The sequence below is a fragment of the Caballeronia sp. HLA56 genome (assembly GCF_054655155.1).
The window spans coordinates 82,032-104,684 of the sequence record NZ_BAAHOB010000003.1 but is presented as its reverse complement, the minus strand read 5'-3'; the positions used below and the strand labels follow the sequence as shown (position 1 = coordinate 104,684).

The 22,653-nt window shown below is 62.5% G+C and carries 23 protein-coding genes; 16 read left to right on the top strand and 7 right to left on the bottom strand.

Annotated elements, in window-relative coordinates; all coding sequences use genetic code 11:
- The first annotated feature begins 165 nt into the window (after positions 1-165).
- From ACYQ47_RS12475 to ACYQ47_RS12440, 8 genes are all read left to right on the top strand, one after another.
- The gene (locus ACYQ47_RS12475) at positions 166-1,134 is read left to right on the top strand and encodes a CobW family GTP-binding protein (RefSeq protein WP_459905542.1); all 969 of its coding nucleotides are present in this window, start codon (positions 166-168) and stop codon (positions 1,132-1,134) included.
- A gap of 34 nt (positions 1,135-1,168) precedes the next feature.
- Positions 1,169-1,672, top strand: a complete 504-nt coding sequence (locus ACYQ47_RS12470; RefSeq protein ID WP_244831698.1) for a DUF1097 domain-containing protein — start codon at positions 1,169-1,171, stop codon at positions 1,670-1,672.
- 28 nt (positions 1,673-1,700) lie between these two features.
- Positions 1,701-2,444, top strand: coding sequence for a nitrile hydratase subunit beta (gene nthB / locus ACYQ47_RS12465; RefSeq protein WP_250511346.1), 744 nt, complete (start codon positions 1,701-1,703; stop codon positions 2,442-2,444).
- 17 nt (positions 2,445-2,461) lie between these two features.
- On the top strand, positions 2,462-3,085 hold the full coding sequence (gene nthA, locus ACYQ47_RS12460) for a nitrile hydratase subunit alpha (RefSeq protein ID WP_244831696.1): 624 nt from the start codon (positions 2,462-2,464) through the stop codon (positions 3,083-3,085).
- Between the two features lie 8 nt (positions 3,086-3,093).
- Entirely contained in the window at positions 3,094-3,441 is a 348-nt protein-coding gene (locus ACYQ47_RS12455; protein WP_244831695.1) for a nitrile hydratase accessory protein, read from the top strand.
- A 49-nt stretch (positions 3,442-3,490) separates the two neighbouring features.
- Entirely contained in the window at positions 3,491-3,700 is a 210-nt protein-coding gene (locus tag ACYQ47_RS12450; RefSeq protein WP_244831694.1) for a CbtB domain-containing protein, read from the top strand.
- Between the two features lie 13 nt (positions 3,701-3,713).
- The gene (locus ACYQ47_RS12445) at positions 3,714-4,475 is read left to right on the top strand and encodes a CbtA family protein (protein WP_459905541.1); all 762 of its coding nucleotides are present in this window, start codon (positions 3,714-3,716) and stop codon (positions 4,473-4,475) included.
- A gap of 94 nt (positions 4,476-4,569) precedes the next feature.
- Positions 4,570-5,568, top strand: a complete 999-nt coding sequence (locus ACYQ47_RS12440) for a GlxA family transcriptional regulator (protein ID WP_244831692.1) — start codon at positions 4,570-4,572, stop codon at positions 5,566-5,568.
- A 3-nt stretch (positions 5,569-5,571) separates the two neighbouring features.
- Here ACYQ47_RS12440 and zwf read toward each other — a convergent pair whose 3' ends face one another.
- Positions 5,572-7,035: a glucose-6-phosphate dehydrogenase gene (gene zwf, locus ACYQ47_RS12435; RefSeq protein ID WP_459905540.1), complete on the bottom strand. Its 1,464-nt coding sequence runs from the start codon at positions 7,033-7,035 to the stop codon at positions 5,572-5,574.
- Positions 7,036-7,185: 150 nt separating this feature from the next.
- Positions 7,186-7,386: a hypothetical protein gene (locus ACYQ47_RS12430; RefSeq protein WP_459905539.1), complete on the bottom strand. Its 201-nt coding sequence runs from the start codon at positions 7,384-7,386 to the stop codon at positions 7,186-7,188.
- A 241-nt stretch (positions 7,387-7,627) separates the two neighbouring features.
- Here ACYQ47_RS12430 and ACYQ47_RS12425 point away from each other — a divergent pair, with 241 nt between their 5' ends.
- The 6 genes from ACYQ47_RS12425 to ACYQ47_RS12400 all read left to right on the top strand — a co-directional run bounded on the left by ACYQ47_RS12425 (position 7,628) and on the right by ACYQ47_RS12400 (position 14,128).
- Positions 7,628-8,746 (top strand): ABC transporter substrate-binding protein, encoded by a 1,119-nt coding sequence (locus tag ACYQ47_RS12425; RefSeq protein WP_250469634.1) that lies wholly within the window; start codon positions 7,628-7,630, stop codon positions 8,744-8,746.
- Between the two features lie 22 nt (positions 8,747-8,768).
- The gene (locus tag ACYQ47_RS12420) at positions 8,769-9,704 is read left to right on the top strand and encodes an ABC transporter permease (RefSeq protein WP_244831688.1); all 936 of its coding nucleotides are present in this window, start codon (positions 8,769-8,771) and stop codon (positions 9,702-9,704) included.
- Positions 9,701-10,492 (top strand): ABC transporter permease, encoded by a 792-nt coding sequence (locus tag ACYQ47_RS12415; protein WP_244831687.1) that lies wholly within the window; start codon positions 9,701-9,703, stop codon positions 10,490-10,492. The genes ACYQ47_RS12420 and ACYQ47_RS12415 overlap by 4 nt, the downstream gene beginning before the upstream one ends.
- 18 nt (positions 10,493-10,510) lie before the next feature.
- Positions 10,511-11,581, top strand: coding sequence for an ABC transporter ATP-binding protein (locus tag ACYQ47_RS12410; protein WP_459905538.1), 1,071 nt, complete (start codon positions 10,511-10,513; stop codon positions 11,579-11,581).
- A gap of 278 nt (positions 11,582-11,859) precedes the next feature.
- Complete coding sequence (locus ACYQ47_RS12405; RefSeq protein ID WP_244831685.1) at positions 11,860-13,167, top strand: dicarboxylate/amino acid:cation symporter; 1,308 nt, start codon at positions 11,860-11,862, stop codon at positions 13,165-13,167.
- A 13-nt stretch (positions 13,168-13,180) separates the two neighbouring features.
- A complete protein-coding gene (locus ACYQ47_RS12400) occupies positions 13,181-14,128 on the top strand; it encodes an amino acid ABC transporter substrate-binding protein (protein WP_244831684.1) in 948 nt (315 codons plus the stop codon).
- A gap of 9 nt (positions 14,129-14,137) precedes the next feature.
- Here the strand turns inward: ACYQ47_RS12400 and ACYQ47_RS12395 are convergent, their stop codons facing one another.
- The gene (locus tag ACYQ47_RS12395) at positions 14,138-15,661 is read right to left on the bottom strand and encodes a glycosyltransferase family 39 protein (RefSeq protein ID WP_459905537.1); all 1,524 of its coding nucleotides are present in this window, start codon (positions 15,659-15,661) and stop codon (positions 14,138-14,140) included.
- A 113-nt stretch (positions 15,662-15,774) separates the two neighbouring features.
- Entirely contained in the window at positions 15,775-16,731 is a 957-nt protein-coding gene (locus ACYQ47_RS12390) for a LysR substrate-binding domain-containing protein (protein ID WP_459905536.1), read from the bottom strand.
- Between the two features lie 97 nt (positions 16,732-16,828).
- Here ACYQ47_RS12390 and ACYQ47_RS12385 point away from each other — a divergent pair, with 97 nt between their 5' ends.
- Positions 16,829-17,995: a mandelate racemase/muconate lactonizing enzyme family protein gene (locus ACYQ47_RS12385; protein ID WP_310390835.1), complete on the top strand. Its 1,167-nt coding sequence runs from the start codon at positions 16,829-16,831 to the stop codon at positions 17,993-17,995.
- Positions 17,996-17,999: 4 nt separating this feature from the next.
- On the opposite strand, the gene ACYQ47_RS12380 is transcribed toward ACYQ47_RS12385, so the two are convergent.
- Positions 18,000-18,770: an SDR family NAD(P)-dependent oxidoreductase gene (locus tag ACYQ47_RS12380; protein ID WP_250494870.1), complete on the bottom strand. Its 771-nt coding sequence runs from the start codon at positions 18,768-18,770 to the stop codon at positions 18,000-18,002.
- A gap of 123 nt (positions 18,771-18,893) precedes the next feature.
- Between ACYQ47_RS12380 and ACYQ47_RS12375 the strand changes: the two genes are divergently transcribed.
- Positions 18,894-20,456, top strand: a complete 1,563-nt coding sequence (locus ACYQ47_RS12375; protein WP_459905535.1) for an FGGY-family carbohydrate kinase — start codon at positions 18,894-18,896, stop codon at positions 20,454-20,456.
- Positions 20,457-20,485: 29 nt separating this feature from the next.
- On the opposite strand, the gene ACYQ47_RS12370 is transcribed toward ACYQ47_RS12375, so the two are convergent.
- Together ACYQ47_RS12370 and ACYQ47_RS12365 are read right to left on the bottom strand one after the other, a co-directional pair.
- The gene (locus tag ACYQ47_RS12370) at positions 20,486-21,310 is read right to left on the bottom strand and encodes an amidohydrolase family protein (RefSeq protein WP_250494868.1); all 825 of its coding nucleotides are present in this window, start codon (positions 21,308-21,310) and stop codon (positions 20,486-20,488) included.
- A 29-nt stretch (positions 21,311-21,339) separates the two neighbouring features.
- Positions 21,340-22,641, bottom strand: coding sequence for an aspartate aminotransferase family protein (locus tag ACYQ47_RS12365; protein WP_250469626.1), 1,302 nt, complete (start codon positions 22,639-22,641; stop codon positions 21,340-21,342).
- Positions 22,642-22,653: the final 12 nt, after the last annotated feature.

Genomic DNA, 22,653 nt, shown 5'->3' with positions numbered 1-22,653 from the left:
TCCGTCTCAGCCGCTAGCAACCGAAACGGCCACAAACCCTTCCCAACCCCGCCAACAATCGACAGCACACAGCCACCTCGCCAAACACGGCGTGGAAGTCGCTAAAGAGTCATCCGTTCACAAACTGCGCATCGCTGCGAAGCACGCGCCAAGGATGACTCCGCCATGCAAATCCGCAGAATTCCCACTACCGTCGTCACCGGCTTTCTTGGCGCGGGCAAGACCACGCTCGTCAATCACATTCTCGATGCAACGCGGCCGATGCAGATCGGCATCGTGGTCAACGAGTTCGGCGAAGTCGGCATAGACGGTCAGTTGATCGTCGCCGACGAAGAAGCCGTCATCGAGATCAATAACGGTTGCGTGTGCTGCACGGTCCGCACGGATCTCGTCGCAAGCGTGCGCGATCTGCTCGCGCGCTTCGGCGACCGGCTCGAACGGCTGATTATCGAAACGTCCGGGCTCGCCGATCCCGCGCCCGTGCTACAGACCTTTCTCGCAGACCCCGACGTGCGCGAACGTCTCGAACTCGAAGCCGTCGTAGCCGTTGTCGATGCAATGCACGCATCCGCCCAGCTTCACGATGACATCGCGCGCGAACAAATCGTGTTTGCGGACCGCATCATCATCAACAAGACGGATGTGGCCGTGCCCGCGAAAGTGGCCGCGCTCGTCGAAGAACTCCGGCAAATCAATCCCACCGCGCAGATCGACTTCGCGAACCATTCAGCCGTCGACGTCGATGCGTTGCTCGGCGTGCGGAGTTTCTCGCTCGATAACCTGCTCGCCGTCGAACCCGGCTTGCTCGATGAAGAAGGCCACGATCACGAACACGACGACAGCATCGCTTCTTGCGCGATCGTCGTTCCAGGCGCCATTGACGCAAGCCGCTTCAATCAGTGGATCAACCAGCTTGTGCAGACGCAGGGGCAACAACTGCTGCGCATGAAAGGCGTGCTCAACGTGCACGAGGAAGCAAGGCGTCTGCATTTCCATAGCGTCCACATGCTGCTCGATGCGAGCTTCGGCCGCGCATGGAAGCGCGACGAAGCGCGTGAGAACCGCTTCGTGATGATCGGCAGAAACATCGACTCACGGCACATGCGCGATGGACTTCTTTCCTGCATGCATTGACCCATTCATTCATTTCTTATCGAGGAGCACGCGCATGAAAAAGCCCGAAGCATACACATTGAGCATTGGCGTACTGGCCGTCGCGGATACATGGCTCACCGGGACCGTATTTCCCGTACCCGTCTGGGTGACGTTCATTGCATGGGCGTCGTTCTTCGTGCTTGGCGGCGGTCGCGCGGGCTTCGTGAAGAGCGTTGCGTCCAATCTCACGGGGCTGGTCATCGCATCGCTCACGTTGCTCTGCATTGCGACGACGAGCGGTGGCGCGTTTGCGGCGGCGGTGTTCGTCGGCATCGGCAGCGCGGCGATGGTGCAGGCAGCAAAGATCAGATTACTCGATGTCTTGCCGGCCATCGTGTGGGGCTTTGCATCGACGGTCGGCACGACGGTGGCAACAGGCAAGGCGATCACGACCGCTGGCATCGGCAATCCTGCACTCGTGGCCGCAGCGGCGCTCGTGACGGGCGCGGTCTTCGGCTTCGTGTCGGAAGTGGTCGGCGAAGCGCTGTTGTTCAAACGCGAGCATCGGCTGAGCTGAACTCGTTTCTTTACGCACGGAGCACATTGTGAAACTACAGCATCATCTTGGCGGCATCGAAAATCTCGGCCCCGTCAGCACCGAACGGCGCGTGTTCGTGGAACCGTGGGAGACGCGCATCTTCGGTATTCATACCGTGATGATGGCGGAAAGCGCGCATCTCTCCAACGCGCTGCATCGCTATCCTGTCGACACGCTGTCGACGACATTCAAGAACGACTGGACGTGGGCCTCGCTGCGCACGGGCGCGGAAGACATGCAGCCGTTCGAGTATTTCAAGTATCGGTACTACGAGAAGTGGCTCGGCGGCATCTCGCAGTTCTTCGTCGATCAAGGCTACATCTCGGCCGACGAACTCGCGCAAAAGACCGCGCACTACCGCGCGAACCCCGATGCCGCGCTGCCTGGGAAACCCGACGCCGCGCTCACCGCGCAGATCGACGCGTATCTGACGAACGGCGACTCCGGTTATCACGCGCTCGAAAGCGCCGCGCGTTTTGCGAAGGGCGACGCGGTACGCATAGCCGACCCCGAAGCGGTCGATCACACGCGTCTGCCCGGCTATCTGCGCAACAAGACCGGCGTCGTCGATCTCGTGTATCCGGGCGCGTTCTCGTATTTCGTATCGACGGGACCGGACGGTATAGGCGCGCCCATGCCCGTGTATCGCATTGCGTTCGATACCGCCGACATCTGGGGCGCCGACAAGAGCGAAGCGAACACCACCCTTTATGCCGACTTGTACGAAGCCTACGTACAAGCGGCCAACTGATCCGGAGCCACCGCAGCATGAGCCAACTTTTTGAATTTCCCGACGACCGCGAAGCGTCGAGCGCGGCAAAGGTGCGCGCGCTGGAAGCATTGTTGATCGAGAAGGGCGTGATCGCGAGCGATTCCGTCGATGCCGTGCTCAAGCACTTCGAAACCATGGCCGGGCCGTTCAATGGCGCGAAGATCGTGGCGCGCGCATGGACCGATCCGGAGTACAAGAAGCGCCTCGTCGACGACACACCGAAGGCCATCGCGGAGCTTGCACTGCCGCTCGGCATGACGGGTGCGGAAGGCGAGCACATGGCCGCCGTCGCCAACGACGAGAACGTGCATAACCTCATCATCTGCACGTTGTGTTCGTGCTATCCGTGGCCGGTTCTCGGCTTGCCGCCGTACTGGTACAAGGACCCCGTGTTTCGTGCACGCGGCGTGCGCGAGCCCCGTGCCGTGCTGGCGGAATTCGGCGTGAACGTGCTTGCAGACAAGGAAGTGAAAGTGTGGGACAGCAGCGCGCAAATCCGCTGGTTCGTCGTGCCCGAGCGTCCCGCCAACACGGAGCACATGAGCGAAGCGGAACTCGCCGCGCTCGTGACGCCGGAATCGATGATGGGTGTCGCCCTCATCGAAGCGCCCACGACCTGAGGCCCGTCATGTTCACTCGATTCGAGGAATACGCGGCGACGTCGATGCTCGGCGCGCCCGATTCGCCGCCGCGTCTCGACGGCAAGCTGTTCTTCACCAACCGCTGGGAGCGCGATGTGTTCGGGCTTGCGCTGTCGTTATCGAAAGCGGGCTGCTTCGAGTGGGAGGACTTCCGGCAGAGCTTGATTGCATCGATTGCACAGTGGGAAGCTATCGGTTGCATCGACCAGCCGCGCTGGGACTACTACGAACGCTTTCTCGAAGCGCTTTTGAACGTGGTCGAAACGAGCGGCGTGTTGTCGCGCGATGAACTCCTGAAGGTCGTGACGGCGCGGCGCGTCAACGTTGACGCCTGAGTCTTGCGCATCCATCCAATCATCATCATCGATTCAAACGAGGTCTTCAATGAACGACGCTATTGCTTTTCCTACCGAACCGGTCACGCCAATCCCGTTGCGCGAGCTACTACCCTGGATCGTGTTCGGCGGTCTCTTGATGTTGCTCGCGCTGTATTTCGTCGGCGCGGAAGAGGGCGCGACCTCGATCGTGTCCGGCATGTACGTTCACGAGTTCGTGCACGATGGACGCCATCTGCTCGGCTTTCCCTGTCATTGACGCGGAGACGATCATGGTCGGCAAACTGTTGATGCGCGGCATGCTCGCGGGCGTGGTCGCGGGACTGCTTGCGTTCGGTTTCGCGAGAGTGGTGGGCGAACCGCAAGTCGAACGCGCGATTGCAATTGAAGAGCACGCGCACGCCGCTCACGGCGATGCGCTTGAGCCCGAACTCGTCAGTCGCGAGACGCAGGCGGGCATGGGCTTGCTGACGGGTGTCGTGGCCTATGGTGCGGCTTTCGGCGGGCTCTTCGCGCTTGCCTTCGCATATGCGTGGGGCAGGGTGGGCAAGCTCGGCGCACGGCCGCTTGCCGCGTGGATGGCGCTTGCGGCGTTCGTATCGCTCGTCGTGGTGCCGAGCCTCGTCTATCCGGCGAATCCGCCATCGGTCGGGGACCCGGAAACCATCGGTTATCGCACGGCGCTGTTCTTTCTGACCATCGCCATCTCGCTTGCGATCATGCTGTTGTCGCTCAACGTGCGCAGTGTCGCGGCGAGGAAGTTCGGGCAGTGGAACGGAACGCTCGTCGGTATTCTCGCGTTCGGCGTCATGCTTGCCGTGATGATCGTCGTGCTGCCCGGGATCGACGAAGTGCCGGCCGGCTTTCCCGCCACGCTGCTGTGGAAGTTCAGGATGGCGTCCGTCGGCATGCAGGCGATCGTCTGGACGACCATTGGCGCGCTGTTCGGTGTGCTCGCCGAGCGTAGCGAACTCGCCGGCGCTCGCCAGCCTCGCACGGCACCGGCTTTCGCGCCGGCGGTGCGCAATCGATGACATGCGCGACCGCGTGTTTTTGGGCGGTTAGACTAATCGTTCAGGGCGACGGTGTTCCGCCGCCGCCCGCTTTCAGACGGACACCAAAACTCCGATGAAACGCATCAAGGTCGGCATGCTCGTCTTTCCCGGGTTCCAGTTGCTCGATATCGCCGGGCCGAAGGACGCCTTTGCCGAAGTCCGCGTGTTGAGCAAGGGCGAATGCGAGTACGAAATGATGACGGTCGGCACCACGCGCGGCAGCGTGCAGTCGTCGAGCGGCCTCACGACCGTACCGGACCGCACCATCTTCGACCGCTGCCCGGAGTTCGACACCATCATCGTTCCGGGCGGGCTCGGTATCTTCGACGCCTTCGACGATCCCGCGCTCAGCGAATGGCTGCGCGCGCAGCACAAGCAGTGCCGCCGCGTATCGGCGATCTGCAATGGTCTCTTCGCGCTCGGTTCGGCGGGACTGCTCGACAACAAAGTCGTGACCACGCACTGGATGGACGTGCCGCGGCTCGCCGCGACGTTTCCGCGCGCGCGGATCGAGCCGGACCACATCTTCGTTCGTGACGGCAACATCTTCACGACGGCGGGCGTCACGGCGGGTATCGACTTGTCGCTCGCAATGATCGAAGACGACTTCGGCCGTCAGATGGCGCTGGATGTCGCCAAGTATCTGGTCGTTTATCTGCGGCGCGCGGGCGGTCAGTCGCAGTTCAGCCCGCTCCTTGAAACGCAGGCCGCGCCCGGCTCGCAGACCATGGCGCTGCAGGAGTTCATGCTCGACAACCTGCATGTCGCGCATACGGTGGCGTCGCTTGCGGACCGCGCGCATATGAGCGCGCGCAATCTCTCGCGCATCTTCGCCAAGGACTGCGGCACGACGCCGATGACCTTCCTCGCCAATGCGCGCATCGACGCGGCGCGGCACTATCTCGAAGCCACGGAATTGCCGATGAGGGAAATCGCGCGCCGCTGCGGCTTCGAGGATACCGACGGCTTTCGCAGAACCTTCTTTCGGCGGCTCAGTATCAATCCGGTGGATTATCGCGACCGGTTCAGATCGAAAGCCGACACGGTTCAGGCAGCCAACGGACGCGCCTGAGGATCAGCTTCCGAGCGCGTTCGGATCGCGCCACGCACGCTCGAACGGCAGCCGCCAGGCACGCGGCGCGACGAGCTGATGAATCGCATTCGGCCCCCACGAACCCGGCGCGTAAAACCGCACGGGCGGCGGCGATTCGAGCAGCGCCGTGGATACTTCCCACAGCCGCTCGATGCCTTCCGCAGTCGTGAACAGCGTGCGATCCCCGCGCATGGCGTCGAGAATCAGGCGCTCGTAGGCTTCCAGCACTTCGCCGATCAAGCCCGTGTCGCGCATGGCGAACTGCAGGCTCAGTTTGTCGAGACGCATGCCGGGGCCGGGCCGCTTGCCGTAGAACGAGAGCGACATCTTCGAGGCATCGGCGAGATCGAAGGTCAGATGGTCCGGTCCCTGCGAACCCACGCCCGAACCGGCCGGAAACATGCTCTTCGGCGGCTCGCGAAACGCAATGGAAATGATTCGCTGGCCTTCCGCGAGCCGCTTGCCGGTGCGCAGATAGAAGGGCACACCCGCCCAGCGCCAGTTGTCGATCGAGCATTTCAGCGCAATGAAGGTCTCTGTTTCCGACTCGGCGCTCACGCCTTCCTCGGTCCGATAACCCGTGTACTGACCGCGCACGACATCGTTAGGTTGAATCGGCAACATGCTGCGAAAAACCTTGTTCTTTTCCTCGCTGATAGGCGAAGGTTCCAGCGATGTGGGCGGCTCCATTGCCATGAACGCGAGAATCTGGAACAGGTGCGTGACGACCATGTCGCGAAACGCGCCCGTCTGCTCGTAGAAGCCCGCGCGCTTGCCGAGGCCGAGCGTTTCCGGCACGTCGATCTGCACGTGATCGATGAAATTGCGATTCCATATCGGTTCGAACAAGCCGTTGGCGAAGCGGAATGCGAGGATGTTCTGCGCCGGTTCCTTGCCGAGAAAGTGATCGATGCGAAAAATCTGCGCCTCTTCGAAGACCTCGTGCAAGTGCGCGTTGAGCGACACGGAACTTGCCAGATCGGTGCCGAAAGGCTTTTCCATGATGATGCGCGAGCGTTCCACGAGTCCCGCTTCATGAAGCATGCCGACCGCCGAAAGCGCGGCGTTGGGCGGAACGCTCAGATAATGCAGGCGCCGGCATTCGCCGCCGAAGCTTTTCTCGGCGTTCAGGACCGCCGCCTTCAACGTTGCGGCGCCGGCTGTCAGGGGCACGTAATCGAGATTGGCGGCGAACGTGTCCCACTCTTGCGCCGTCACCTTACGACTCGAAAACTCGTCGAGCGCGCCTTTCGCCGTGACGCGGAAGTCGTCCACGTGAATGTCGTCGAGCGCGACGGCAATGATCTTGCAGCCGGGGATGAACCCCGCATTCGACAGATGGAAGAGGCCAGGCAACAGCTTGCGTCGTGCGAGATCGCCCGTGGCGCCGAACAGCACGACCACTTGCGGAAACTTCGGACCTACGCCTGCGGAGATCTTGGCCATCGTGCGAATCCTCGGTGGGTTGTCACGGCTCGTCAGCAACAGCGTCGCGTCTCATGCGTTCCGACAGTGTCAGTATCGCTCAGGCGTGCGCGATTCAATAAAGCGCATTCGAAGCGCGTTCGCGCGTGGTCCACATTGCGGGATCGTGCTTCAACGCAGCTCGCGTTCCCTCGGCGGTTTGGGCTGCCATGCATCGACGAGTCGGCCGATAAAGAGCCGCACCTTCGGACTCGGATGCCGTCGCGTGGGAGACACCGCGCTAATGGGCACGCCCTCGGCGCCAAGCCGGCACGCAGCGGCGCGAGCGCGATCGCGCTCGGTTCGCTCGGTGGCGGCGCGGTCGTCGAACATCTCGGCATTGCTTCGACGATGCACTTCAGCGCGATCCCTGCGGCGCTGAGCCCGATCGTGGTCGCGACGTTCGGCACGGGCCGCGCGCCGCCCAGCGAGCCTTCGAGGAACTGAAGGGTGCCGCCGATGCCGCGCATGGAGCCGGCTTTTTTGGCGGCTTGCCAAACGCGCTGATTGACTTTAGCCTGCATCGGCAATCGGCGGAACTCATCAACGCAATACCTTCCGGTATAGGACAAGAATGACGATGAAGCGTATCGGGACAGGCCGTGTTTTGTGCATCTGCGCCACGGCTGGATTGGCCGCGGGCAGCATCGGTCAGGCTGTGGCGGCGCCAACGGATGCGCTCATCGCAGCCGCGAAGCAGGAAGGGCAGTTGACCACCATCGCACTGCCGCATGACTGGTGCGGTTACGGCGCGGTCATCGCCGGGTTCCAGAAGAAGTACGGCATTCACGTCAACGAACTCAACCCCGACGCAGGCTCGGGCGACGAGATCGAAGCGATCAAGGCCAACAAAGGCAACAAGGGACCGCAGGCACCGGACGTGATCGACGTCGGTCTTTCGTTCGGCCCGACGGCGAAGAAAGAAGGCCTGTTGCAGCCGTACAAGGTGTCGACGTGGAGCGCGATTCCCGCCGAATCCAAGGACGCCGAAGGCTACTGGTACGGCGATTATTACGGCGTGCTTTCATTCGAAGTCAACACCGACATGATCGACAAGCCGCCGGCCGACTGGAGCGACTTGCAGAAGGCCGACTATCGCAACGCGGTTTCGCTCGCGGGCGATCCACGCTCGGCGAATCAGGCCATTCAGGGCGTCTATGCGGCGGGCTTGTCGCAGACCAAGGGCGACGCAAGCAAGGCGGATCAGGCAGGACTCAAATTTTTCGCCGATTTGAACAAGAGCGGCAACTTCGTGCCGGTGATCGGCAAGGCGGCGTCGCTGGCGCAAGGCACGACGCCGATCATCGTGCGCTGGGACTACAACGCGCTCGCCGACCGCGACACGCTCAAGGGCAACCCGAAGGTGCAGGTGATCGTGCCGAAGACGGGTGTCGTGGCGGGCGTTTATGTTCAGGCGATCAGCGCGTTTGCGCCGCATCCGAACGCCGCGAAGCTGTGGATGGAATACCTCTATTCCGACGAAGGCCAACTCGGCTGGCTCGCGGGCTATTGCCATCCAATGCGCTACAACGAACTCGTGGCGCAGAAGAAGGTGCCGCAGGCGCTGCTCGACAAGCTGCCGCCCGCATCGGCGTATAAAGGCGTCGTGTTCCCGACGCTGCCGCAACAGGACGCCACCAAGGACGTCGTCACCAAGGGCTGGGATCAGATCGTCGGCGCGAACGTGAAGTAAGCGTGACGCACGAGATCCTGCAATGAGCGTCTCTCCTCCGCAAGGCGCCGGGCCGGATCTGCTGGCGCCGGCCGCGCCCGTGCCGCCGGCCGGTGCCGCGCGCGCAAGCGGCGGCGCGAGTTGGCTCACGTATATCGGCGTGCTGCCGTTCTTCGTGTTCGCGCTGCTATTCCTTCTGCTGCCCACGGGCTTCTTGATGGTGGGCGCGTTCCAGGACCCGCAGGGACACTTCACGCTCGTCAATTTCCGCGAGTTGTTCCAGCCGGGCGTGCTCGATGCCTACTGGATCAGCATGAAAGTCAGCGCGGCGTCGGCCGCGGGCGGCGCGATACTCGGCTCGCTGCTCGCGTGGGCGGCGGTGAAAGGCCAGTTACCCGCATGGATTCGCCCGACGCTCATGACCTTCTCCGGCGTGGCGTCGAACTTCGCGGGCGTGCCGCTCGCGTTCGCTTTCATTTGCACATTGGGGCGCGTGGGTCTCGTCACTGTGCTGGCGCGCAAGTACCTCGGCTTCAATCTCTATTCCACCGGCTTCAGCATTCTGAGCTTCGCCGGACTGACCATCACATACCTGTATTTCCAGATTCCGTTGATGGTGCTCATCATCACGCCCGCGCTCGACGGTCTGAAGCGCGAATGGCGCGAAGCCTGCGATTGCCTCGGCGGGACATCGGCGCAGTACTGGCGTTATGTCGGCTTGCCGGTGCTGTGGCCGAGCTTGCTGGGCGCGGCGCTGCTCTTGTTCGCCAACGCGTTCGGCGCGGTCGCCACGGCTTATGCGTTGACCGGCAGCTCGCTCAATATCGTGACCATTCTGCTGTACGCGCAGATTCGCGGCGACGTGCTGCATAACCAGAACCTGGGTTACGCGCTCGCGCTCGGCATGATCGTGGTGACGGGGCTTTCGAACGGCGGCTATATCTGGTTGCGTGCGCGCGCCGAAAGGGGACGCCGATGAAATCGCAGTCGCGCGCGGGCGCCGCCATCGCGATGATCGTCGGCTCGCTATATTTTTTGATTCCGCTGATCGCCACATTCGAGTTCAGTCTGCGCATGCGTCGTGGCGAATACAGCTTCGACGCGTATCGCGTCGTACTCGGCGATCCGCATTTTCAGGCGTCGTTCGGCTATTCGGTGCTGATGGGCTTTCTCACCATCGTGATCGGCGTGCTGCTCGTGGTGCCGACCGCTTACTGGGTGCAGCTGCGCTTGCCGAAGCTGCGGCCCGTGGTCGAGTTCATCACGTTGCTGCCGCTCGTGATTCCGGCCATCGTCATCGTGTTCGGCTATCTGCGCATCTACAACAGCAGTTCGATCCTGCCGCTCACCGGCAACGAACGCGCGACCGACCTTTTGCTCGTTTTCGGCTATGTCACGCTGTCGCTGCCGTATATGTATCGCGCGGTCGATGCCGGCATGCGCGCCGTCGATATCCGCTCGCTCACCGAAGCCGCCGAATGTCTGGGCGCGGGCCGCGCGACCATACTTTTCAAAGTGATCTTCCCGAATGTGCGCTCGGGCATTCTGTCGGGCGCGTTCCTTACCTTTGCGGTCGTCATCGGCGAGTTCACGCTCGCGAGTCTGCTGGATCGTCCGGCGTTCGGCCCGTATCTGCAGTTGATCGGTGCGAACCGTGCCTACGAGCCGTCGGCGCTCGCGATCATCGCGTTCGTCGTCACCTGGGCCTCGATGGGACTGATCCAGGTATTCGGTTCGGCGCGCGCGCTGGCCGGCCAGAAAACTTGAGCCTGAGGTACGCGACGCATGGCATTTCTCGAAATCGACAATCTTCACAAGGCGTTCGGGCCGAACATCGCGCTGCATCAGTTCGACATGAAGATCGAGCGCGGCGAGTTCATCACGTTCCTCGGTCCTTCTGGATGCGGCAAGACGACCGTGCTGCGCATGATCGCGGGCTTCGAGACGCCCACGCGCGGCACCATTCGTCTCGATGGCCGCGACGTCACGCATCTGCGTACGCGCGAACGAGCCGTCGGCATGGTGTTTCAATCGTATGCGCTCTTTCCGAACATGACGGTGGCGCAGAACATAGGCTTCGCGCTGCGAGTGGCGAAGCGTCCGCAGAAGGAGATGGACGAGCGCGTGGCGCAAATGCTCGAACTGATCAAGCTGCCGCATCTTGCCGAGCGTTATCCGTGGCAACTGTCGGGTGGCCAGCAACAGCGCGTGGCGCTGGCGCGCGCGCTTGCGAGCAAGCCGCAAGTGTTGCTGCTCGATGAACCGCTGTCCGCGCTCGATGCGAAGATCCGCGTCTCGTTGCGCGAAGACATTCGCGCGTTACAGCGCGAACTTGGGATCACGTCGATCTTCGTCACGCACGATCAGGAAGAGGCGCTATCCATTTCGGATCGCATCGTCGTGATGAACGAGGGACGCGTCGAACAGGTCGGGCCGCCGCTCAACATCTATAACTTTCCGCGCACGCGCTTTGTCGCCTCCTTCGTCGGCACGCTCAACATTCTTGCGGGCCGCGTGATCGATCCCGCGACCGGACGCATGGCCGTGGACGGTCAGGAACTCGTGACGTCGCGCCAGTTGCCATCGGACGATGCCGGCCGGGAGCGGCTTCTCGCCTTGCGTCCCGAAGCGATCGTGCTGGAACCGCCCGCGAGCGGCCGCAATTCGCTGGCGGCAACCGTCGAGGAAATCAGCTTCCTCGGCGCGGTGGTGCGTATCCGCGCGCGCGTGAAAAACGCGGTAGTCTCGCTCGATGTCTTCAACGACCCGAACCGGTTGCTGCCCGAACGCGGCCAGCCGGTCGCGCTCGGCTTTTCGCACGAGAATCTCTTGGTGCTCGACGAGGACGCGCGTTAGGCAACGCGCCAAACGTGCCGTTGCGCAGCGCACCAGCGTCGCGGCGCCGTTCGGCAGGCGCGAGACTCGATCCTGTCGCTGCATTGCGGCACGCGTAGCGGATATATATGCGATGCATCGATGTCATCGCCGCGCATTTCGATTCCGGCAATTCAGACACCTTGCATGGCGGATTACGCCAATGCAATTCCCTTTTTGTTAAGGCACACTAAGCGGCAGCATCCGGTTTCGAGCTTTGCATCCCGCAAACCATCAAGGCAGTGAATGGAGGCTTCGAGATGAACCGAAAAAATAATGCGGCCATCTGGATCCTGGTCGCCATGCTGTTGGGCATCGGGATCGGCTACATGATCTACTCGAGCTTTCCGGACAAGAAGACTGCTACTGAAATCGCGGGCTACATCTCGCTCATATCGGACGTGTTTCTGCGACTGATCAAAATGGTGATCGGTCCGCTCGTGTTCTCCACGCTCGTCGTGGGTATTGCGCATATGGGCGATGCAGCCTCGGTCGGGCGCGTGTTTGCCAAGGCGCTCGGCTGGTTCGTCACCGCGTCGCTCGTGTCGTTGCTGCTCGGTCTCATGATGTCGAACCTGCTCAGGCCGGGCGAGAATCTCGGGCTGCCTTTGCCGGATATCGGCGCGTCGGCGAATCTGGCGACTTCCAAGTTCACGCTCAAGGACTTCGTGAGTCACATGGTGCCGAGGTCGTTCGCCGAAGCGATGACCAATAACGAAGTGCTGCAGATCGTCGTGTTCTCCATGTTCTTCGGTGTGGCGCTCGCCGCGCTGGGCGACAAGGGCAAGATTCTCGTCGCCGCCATCGACCAGCTCTCGCACGTCATGCTGAAGATCACCGGCTACGTGATGAAGCTCGCACCGCTCGCCGTGCTGGCCGCAATGGCGTCCACTGTCGCCGTCAATGGCCTGACCATTCTGCTCAAGTTCGCGGTCTTCATGGGCGACTTCTACTTGAGCCTGTTCATATTGTGGGCGTTGCTGGCGCTCGCGGGTTTCCTGTTTCTCGGACCACGCGTGCTCAAGCTGCTGGGACTGATAAGAGAAGCGTTCATGCTCTCGTTCGCGACCGCGAGTTCGGAAGCCGCGTATCCGAAGATTCTCGATGCGCTCGACCGCTTCGGCGTGAAGCGCAAGATCTCCGCGTTCGTGATGCCGATGGGCTATTCGTTCAACCTCGACGGCTCGATGATGTACTGCACCTTCGCGACGTTGTTTATCGCGCAGGCCTACAACATTCCGCTTTCCATCGGCACGCAACTGACCATGTTGCTGGTGCTCATGCTGACATCCAAGGGAATGGCCGGCGTGCCGCGCGCGTCGCTCGTCGTGATCGCGGCGACGCTCAACCAGTTCGGCATTCCCGAAGCGGGTTTGTTGTTGATTCTCGGCGTGGACACGTTCCTCGACATGGGCCGTTCCGCCACGAACGCGGTGGGCAATTCGATTGCGAGCGCGGTGGTCGCCAAGTGGGAGGGCGAACTGATGACGGAAGCGGAAGCCGACGCCAACGCGGCGCGCATCGAAACCGAGCTCGAAGCGACCATCGCCCATCCGGCAGAAGGTTAAGCGGAGCCGCGCCATGAAGATGCAGCGATTCTGCTCGATGCTCGCGCTTGCGGGGACGTTGATCGCCTGTGCCGGAGCGCGAGCGCAGGACGATCCGCAAACGTCACGCGCTATTCCCGATAGCTTCGCGCCCGTCGCGCTCACGGGAACGCTCGCGAAGGTGCGAAAGAGCGGTGTCGTCGCGATTGGTTATCGCGAGGCATCGGTGCCGTTTTCGTATCTGAACGCGCGCCATGAACCTATCGGTTATTCCATCGAGTTATGCAAGTCGCTGGTGACGGCCATCGGCGATGCAATCAACCTGACGCCGACCATCCTGTGGGTGCCGGTTACGCCTGATAATCGTATCGACGCCGTGACGAGCGGCCGTGTCGATCTCGAATGCGGCTCGACGACCAGCAATATCGAACGCCAGAAACGCGTGGCGTTTTCGCCGATCATCTTCGTCGCGGGCACGAAGGTGATGGTCAAGAGCGGCTCGCCTATCGGCTCGTTTCGCGATCTCGCGGGCAAGAAGGTCACGTTGACCGCCGGCACCACGAACGAGAAGGCGCTGCGCGATCTGGACAGCAAGTTCCGGCTCGGCATTCAGTTGCAGATCGTGCCAGACCACGCGCAAGGCTTCGCGCAAGTGGCCGACGGCCATGCCGACGCATTCGCCACCGACGACGTCTTGCTCTACGGGCTGATTGCCGAGCACGCGGGCGCGGGCGGGTCGTACCGGGTGGTCGGCGATTACCTTTCGTATGAGCCGTACGGCATCATGTTTCGCAAGGACGATCCGCAGTTGGCGCAAGTGGTGAAGGACACGTTCCAGGAACTCGCGGCGGATGGCGAAATGGACCGGCAATACAAGCGCTGGTTTTTGCGCCGCCTGCCATCGGGCACGAGCATCAATCTGCCGATGAGCGCGCAACTCGAGACCATCATTCAGACGACTGCGGGCACGGACGCGCAATGAAGATGCGCGCTATCCATAGACCTGTATGCCGCGCCAGAATTGCGGCCACGGTTGGCGCGGTGCTTCGCATACGAAGATATCGCGGCCACTTACCGTGCTGTTTGCAATCCCGAAGCGGTTCGTGAGACGCGCGGCCATACGGCACGACGCCAACTCACGCTGCACGATATCGCTCGGAAAACCCACGACGATCAGCGGCTTCGGCGGCGGGTCGCCGTATCCGCGAAACCAGTGTGAGTTGGTGCCGGAGATCGGGCTCGGCAGCTTCAAGCGCGCGCCGAATAGATCGATGGCGCCGGCCTGGCCCGTATCGGCGACGAGAATGCCGACGCTCGCACGTTGCCCCTCCGGAAGTGTGTCGCGAATGCGCGCGACGCTTTCCGCCATGTCGGGCCACCCGAGCTCTTCGTTGAAGTTGCCGCCATTGACGCGATCCGCAAAGCGCCACCATGTCGATCCGACCGGAGCAATCGGCAGTACGGGTGCGGCGCCCAGCACCGCGCCGATTGCGAGCACGACGCACACGGACCAGCGAATCGCCGCTGCGTGGCGCATGTTGAGCGATGCCATCCGTTGCTCCGCCCACACCGCGCCCGCCGCGAGCAACATCGGATAAGCAGGCGCCATATAGTAGTCGCGGCCCTTCGCCACGACGAACAACACGAGCGGCACGACGAACATCCAGCCAAGCACGCGAAACCGCTTGCCTTCCCCGACGGCGAAAAGATAGTAGAGTCCCGCGAGCCACAAGGGAACTGTGAACGGGCTTGTCGTGATCCAGAACTGACCGAGCAGGAACCCGTTGCCGCGTCCCATGCGGACGTCGCGAGCGTGAATGCTCTGCAGGAAATCCAGTGTGATGAAGTCGTGCTGAAACTGCCAGATCAAGTGAGGCAGCGCGATCACGCCGACGAGCGCGACGCCGAGCCATAGCCACGCGCTGCGGAAGTATCGACGGGCGGGTGTGAAGAGCAAGCCCGCGGCGATACCCGCTGCCAGAAACGCGATTGTGTACTTCGTCAACAAGCCGATGCCGATGGCCGCGCCAACGCCGAGACACCATCGTGCATCGTCCGTGGACAGCAGGCGCACCGCGCAGTATGCGGCCGCGACCCACCATAGATAGTCGAAACTGACGTACTGATAAAGCGCGCCCGCGCTCAACGCGACACTGCTAATAGCGGCGGCCAATGCGGCGACGATCTGCGCCCGTCTGCTTCCTCCGAGCTCGCGCGCAATCAGGCCCGTGAGCACGAAGGCGATGCCCATTGCCAGCGACGAGAAAAAGCGCAAGCCGGTCAGCGACGGCCCGAACAGCGCGAACGCGCCTCGCGCAAAAAACGGAATGAACGGCGGGACGCCGACGTAACCCCACGCGAGCGAGCGCGCGTCTTCCAACGTGGAGAGCTCATCGCGATGAAAGCCGTATTCGCCATTGGTCGCGATATGCAAAATCACCAGCGCCGCAGCCCATGGAAGCAGTGGCGCGGTGTCGGCGAGTGAATGCGTTTTCAGGCTATCGGCTGGCCGCATGTTCTCCTCCGTTTTGCGGGCGACTTCAGCGTGCCGAGTCTCGCATCGTCCGACGCACGAGGCAAGTCGCGTGGCGCGCGTGATGCGAACGTTCGTGCCTGTACACAAGCGGATCAACGGCGGGCGCCGCGTTTTTTGCGCTCGCGCACGAGCTTGCCGGCATCGACGGGAATGAACGGCGCCTGAAAGCGCTCAACCAGGAAGTCGATGAACGCACGGGCGCGTGCGGTCTGGTTGCGTTGCCGCGGGTAATAGACGAAGAGATCGGCCGATGGCAGCACGGCGTTCGGCAGCACGATTTCGAGCCGTCCGCTCTGTACATACTTCGCCAGGTCCCATTCCGAGCGGATAAGAATGCCGTGTCCGTCGAGCGCCCAGCGCAGGACGATATCGCCATCGTTGCTGGATAACGCGCCGCGCACTTTCAGCGCTTCCGTGTGGTCTTCGTCGATGAATCGCCATACGCCATGGGCATCGTCGTTCTGCCGATGAATGATGCAGCGGTGCTGCAGCAAGTCTTCGATCTTTTCGGGCGTGCCGAAGCGTTCGAGATATTTCGGCGATGCGCAAAGAAAGCGCCGGTTGCTCATGATGCGTCGCGCGCTCAAGCGGCTGTCGGGCAGTTCGCCGAAGCGTATCGCCATATCGAACGCACCTTCGATCAGATCGACGGGCCGATCCGTCACTTCGAACTGAACCTCGACCTGAGGAAAGCGCTTTGCAAACTCGGACACGAGCGGCGCAATGGTCGTGCGGCCAAAGCCGAGCGTCGCGTTGATGCGCAGCAGCCCTTGCGGATCGGTGCGCGCGCCCGTGATCGCTTCTTCCATTTCGCGCACTTGTTCCACAATCTGCGTTGCATAGCGCAGATAGGTTTCGCCTTCCGGCGTGAGGCTGATGCTGCGCGTGGTGCGGTTGACGAGCTGCGCGCCCAGCCGCTTTTCCATGATGCCGAGCCGCTTGGTCGCTGCGGGCGGCGTGAGATCGAGTGCGCGCGCCGCGCCGGACATGCTCTTCAGTTTCGCGAGCAAGATGAAGAACTCGAAGTCCGATGCCGAATCGGTATTCACTTTAAGTAAAAAATGAAATGAATGTGGGTGAATCTTAACCCGGCATTTCGCGGCTAACCTAACGTCTTCAATGAGCGAGTGCCGTCAGGAGACATTCATGAAGATCGTCGAAATCCGCGAAAAGACCGTTCCGATCAGTTCGCCCATCCGTAATGCATATATCGACTTCAGTAAGATGACGCTGAGTCTCGTCGCGGTCGTGACCGACGTGATCCGCGACGGCAAGCCTGTCGTCGGTTACGGCTTCAACTCGAACGGCCGCTACGGTCAGGGCAAACTCATGCGCGAGCGCTTCATTCCGCGCATCCTCGAAGCAGACCCGGGCACGCTCCTCGACGATACCGGCAACAACATCGATCCCCACAAGGTGTGGGCGACCATGTTCATGAACGAGAAGCCGGGCGGTCACGGCGAGCGTTCGGTGGCTATCGGGACCATCGACATGGCGATCTGGGACGCGGTCGCGAAGATAGAAGGCAAGCCGCTTTTTCAGTTGCTCGCGGACCGTCATGGCAATGGCCAGCCGGACCGCAAGGTGTTCGTGTATGCGGCAGGCGGCTACTACTATCCGGGCCAGGACCACGGCAAGCTCAAGGACGAGATGCGCAGCTACATCGACCGGGGCTATACGGTCGTCAAAAAGAAGATTGGCGGCGCTTCGCTCGATGAAGACCTGCGCCGTATCGATTCGATCCTGAGCATTCTGCAGGACGGCCAGAAGCTCGCGGTGGACGCCAACGGCCGCTTCGATCTCGACACGGCCATTCAGTACGCCAAGGCGCTCTCGCAATACGATCTCTTCTGGTACGAAGAGCCGGGCGATCCGCTCGACTTCGAGTTGCAAGCCACGCTGCGCAACTACTACGACAAGCCGATGGCCACCGGCGAAAACCTCTTTTCGATGCAGGACGCGCGCAACCTGATTCGCTACGGCGGCATGCGTGCCGACCGCGACTGGCTGCAGTTCGATTGCGCACTGAGTTACGGCCTCGTCGAATATCTGCGCACGCTCGACATGCTGCATCAGCACGGCTGGTCGCCGAGCCGCTGCGTTCCGCACGGCGGGCACCAGATGTCGTTGAATATCGCGGCGGGGCTGGGGCTTGGCGGCAACGAGTCGTATCCCGATCTGTTCCAGCCCTACGGCGGTTTCCCGGATGGCGTGAAGGTCGAAAACGGCTATATCACCATGCCCGACTTGCCCGGCATCGGTTTCGAGGGCAAGGCCGACCTTTACGCCGAGATGACGAAGCTGTCGGCGTGACGCGTCACCAGATGGTGTAGCCCGCATCGGTGAGCAGGATGGTGCCGGTGATTGCGCTCGCCGCATCCGACGCCAGAAACGCAATCGCCGATGCCACTTCCTCCGGTTCGACCATGCGGCGCATCGGCGTGTTGTCCATCCACGGCTTGAAGAAGCGCTCGTCCTTTGCCGTCACGTTCGACATGACCGTGTTGACATAGGTCGGCGCGACGCAATTGACGCGCACGTTGCGCTCCGCCCATTCGCCCGCGAGCGACTTCGTCAGATGATGCACCGCCGCTTTTGACGCGTTGTATTGCACCTGCCGTTGCGGTTTGTTGGAGATGACGCCGGACATGGAACCCACGGTCACGATCGAGCCTTTGCCCTTGGCGAGCATATGACGCCCGAACGCGCGGCACGTCCAGAACGTGCCGTTGAGATTGGTGTCGATCACCTTGAGCCACGCTTCGTTGCTCATCTCCTCGGCGGGCGTGTCGGGCCACGCAATGCCTGCGTTGGCGACGAGTACATCGACCGCTGCGCCGCCATTCAGTTCGAGCGCGACGCGGTCGCATTGATCCGGGTCGGTGACGTCGAGCACCACGCCGCTGGCATCGACGCCGGCCGCGCGCAGCTTGTCGACGGCTTCGCTCACCGCATGATCCGTCAGGTCCGATACGGTCACCGCCGCGCCCGCTTCGCCTAACGCGATGGCGGTCTGAAAGCCAATGCCCCGGCTGCCGCCGGTGATGAACGCGTGCCGCCCTGCGAAGCTTTGCTTGTCCACTTTCATGCGAATCGTTCCACGGGTTGTGTTGAGATAGGGAAACGGGTTCGGCCTCATGCGCGTCGTTTCGATGACGCGCGAACCCTCGCTGCACTATATTTCAATTTCTTCAACTCATGGATCGCGACGATGAGCGGTGGCTACCTGATCGGCCTGGACTACGGAACGGATTCGGCAAGAGGCGTGCTGGTGGATATCGAAAGCGGCGAGGTGTGCGCGACGCATGCGCATCGGTATCGGCATGGCACGCTCATAGACGCGCTTCCGGGCGGGTTCCCGCTGAAGGCGGGCTGGGCTTTGCAAAACGCGCCGGATTATCTCGAATGCGCCGAGGTCATTCTCGCGGCGCTCGGGCGTGGGAAGCGTATCGAGGCTATCGGCATCGGGTTCACGGCGAGTTCGCCATTGCCCGCGTCGGCGGACGGCACGCCGCTTTCCAGGCGATTCCCCGACGATCCGCACGCTTACGTCAAGCTCTGGAAGCATCACTCGGCGCAGCCCTGGGCCGACGAGATCAGCCGTGAACGCGGCGTGCATCTGACTAAGTCGGGAGGCAAGACTTCCGGCGAATGGTTGCCCGCGAAGGCGGCGCAGCTTGCCGCGGAAGCGCCCACACTTTGGGCGCAGACGGAGCGATTCATCGAGGCGGGCGACTGGCTCGTGTGGCAGCTCACCGGAACGGAGTCGCGAAGCTCCGATATGGCGCGCTACAAGGCCCACTATTCGGATGCGGGTTATCCACCCCTCGGCGTCGATGGACTCGCCACGCGATCGAGCGCGCCGAAGCATATTGGATCGTCGGCGGGAACGGTGCGGCGCGAGTGGATCGAGCGCACAGGCATGCTCGGCGAACCGGCCGTGGCGGTCGCGGCTATCGATTCGCACGTGATTCTTCCCGCGCTCGGCGCGACGCAAGCGGGCACGCTCGTCGGCGCGCTGGGGACATCGGCGGTGTACATGTTGCTCGATGACACCGAGCGTCCCTTGCCCGACGGTATCGAAGGCGTGGCGAAGGATGCGGCGCTTCCCGGTCTATGGTGCTATGAAGCAGGGCAGGCCGGTTTCGGCGATGCGCTCGCGTGGTTCGTCAAAACCGCGCCGCGGGCGGAGGACTTGCCGGCGAACTTCTCGGCATACAACGCGAGCGCGGCGCGTTTGCGGCCGGGTGGGTCGGGGCTCCTCGCGCTCGACTGGTGGAACGGCTGCCGCGTGCCGCTTTCCGACCCGCAGGTGAGCGGCATGCTGCTTGGCTTGCGCACGACCACGACACGCGCGGAGATTTATCGGGCGATGATGGAATCGCTGTGCTTCGGCGCACGCACGATCATCGAGCTGATGCAGAGCGAGGGCGCGCCGGTCACGCGGACCATCCTCGCGAGCGGCTTGAGCGAGAACAATCGCTTCCTGCTCCAGTTGATGGCGGACGTGCTCGGCAAGCCGGTCTCGGTGCCCGACATGCACAACGCAACGGCGGTCGGCGCCGCGATTCATGGCGCCGTGGCGGCGGGCGTGGTGCGGGATTTCACGGACGGTGCGGCTCGCTTCGGCGCGCGGGCGTTTCAGCATTTCGAACCGGACGCCGCGTCGGCGGATGTTTATGAAGCGTTGTTCGAGCAGTATCGGATGCTTGCCTCGCGTGCGGAATTGCGGGAGGCCATGCACGCGGTTTCGCGGCTTGCGTTGCCTCGGTGATTCGAATCAATGCGTTCGGGCGCACGCTTTCAAAAGCCAAATAGCCGACGCGGCGTCTCCCACTGAATCTGCCGCCGGACCTGCGCGTCCGGGACGATCTTCTCGAAGAGCGCAAGCAGCGGCCCATAATCCATCCGCTCTGACGCGCGCAAGAACGGCCAGTCGGAGCCCCAAATGCAATGCTCCGGTCCGAATGCGCGCAACAACGCGTGAGCGTAGGGCCACACGTCCTCATACGGATAGGCTTCGTGCGCATACTTTTGCCAGCCCGACAATTTGACCGTCGCGCGCCCGGTCTCTGCGAGCCGAAGCACCGCCTGAAAGCCTTTCTGATCGATGCCATCCGCGCTATCGGGCCGGCCGGCATGATCGATCAAGACATTCACCGGTTGCCGCGCGAGCCAGGGCTCGAGCGTCGCCATCTGATCGCCAACCACCTGAATCTGCGCGAACATCTCGAGGTCCGCGAGCGACGCGAAAAGCTCGCCTGCATTCAGCACGAGTTCGACACCTTCCATCGCCGGGTTGAACGCGACGCCGACCACACCCGCATTGCGCAGCGCAGTCAGTTCGCTTCGGCCGATGTCGTTATCCACCACCGCAATACCGCGAAACCGCGCCGGGTAAGTCTGCAACGCGTCGACGAGACAACGGTTGTCGGTCCGGTAGCCGCTCGTCGGGCCAACCAGCAGCGCATGACGCACGCCGTAGGCATCCATTACGCGAATCAGTTGCGCGGCGGTGCCGAGTTCCTGACCTTCAGGGCGATACGGCGTGTCGTCGCGATACGGAAAGCGCGCAGGATCGAAGATATGGCAATGACAGTCGATCCTGTCTTCATCGAAAAGGCTCATGGGTTGATCCGGTTGGAAGATTGACCCGCTCAGAGCGAGCGCTGAATGGCTTGTCCGAGCAAATCGAGACCGAGGTCGATCTCTTCCTCGCGCACGGTCAGCGGCGGCGCAATGCGGAACACGCCGCCCATGCCCGGCAACTGCACGATATTCATGCTGAGGCCGAGATTCATGCACTCGCGCGTGATCTTCGCGCCGAGGCCGTCGTCGGGCTGCTTGGTGCGGCGATCCTTGACGATCTCCACGCCGAGCAGAAGACCGCGTCCGCGAACATCGCCGATACAGTCGAAGCGTTCCATCAGATTTTGCAAGCCGCGCCTGAGTCTTTCGCCCATGATGTTCGCACGCGCGACGAGTCCTTCGCGCTCGACGACGTCCAGCACGCGCAGACCGACGGCGGCGGGGAGCGGGTCGGACACGTGCGTCGTATAGAAGAGATAGCCGAGTTCGTGCGCGCGCTCCTCGATGGCCGCCGACGTGACGATGGCCGCGAGCGGCAGCCCCGCGCCGAGTGTCTTCGACAAGGTGAGAATGTCGGGCGTGACGCCGTCGCGCTGGCACGCGAACATGTTGCCCGTGCGGCCGATGCCCGTTTGCGCTTCGTCGAGAATCAGCAGCATGCCGCGCTCCTCGCACTTGCGCTTGAGCGCTGCCATGTAACCTTCGGGCAATTCGATGATGCCGCCCGAACTCAGGATCGGCTCCGCGATGAACGCGGCGAGATTGCCGCTCGACTGGCGGTCGATGAGCGCGAACGCGTAGTCCAGTTCCGCGAGGTAATCGTAGGCGCCGTTGCGCTCGAACTGCGGCCGGTAAGTGAACGGAGCCGGAATCGCGAACGAGCCGACCGCAGCCGGGCCCACGCCCTTGCGGCCCGCGCTGTAGGTCGCGGCGGCCGCGTGCCCGGTCATGCCGTGCCACGACTGCGCGAAGCCGACGACCTCATAACCGCCGGTGACGAGCTTCGCCATGCGGATGGCTGCTTCGTTCGACTCGGCGCCCGTGCTGAGCAACAGCGCGCGGTCGAGGCCTTCGGGCGTGATGTCGGCGAGGCGCGTCGCCAGATCGACGACAGGCCGCGAAAGCATCCCGCTAAAGAGATGGTCGAGCTTGCCGGCGTATTCGCTGATGACCGCGACGATCTCGGGATGGCTGTGGCCGAGCACCGCGCTCATCTGTCCCGAGGTGAAGTCGAGAATGGGACGATCATCCGCGTCGTAGACGAAGCTGCCCTTCGCACGTTCGATGATCATGGGTTCGAACGTGCCGCCGTAGCGGATCAGATGCTGCTTCGCGTTGCGCCAAAACGTTGCGTCGTTATTCCGGGACACCGTGCATCTCCT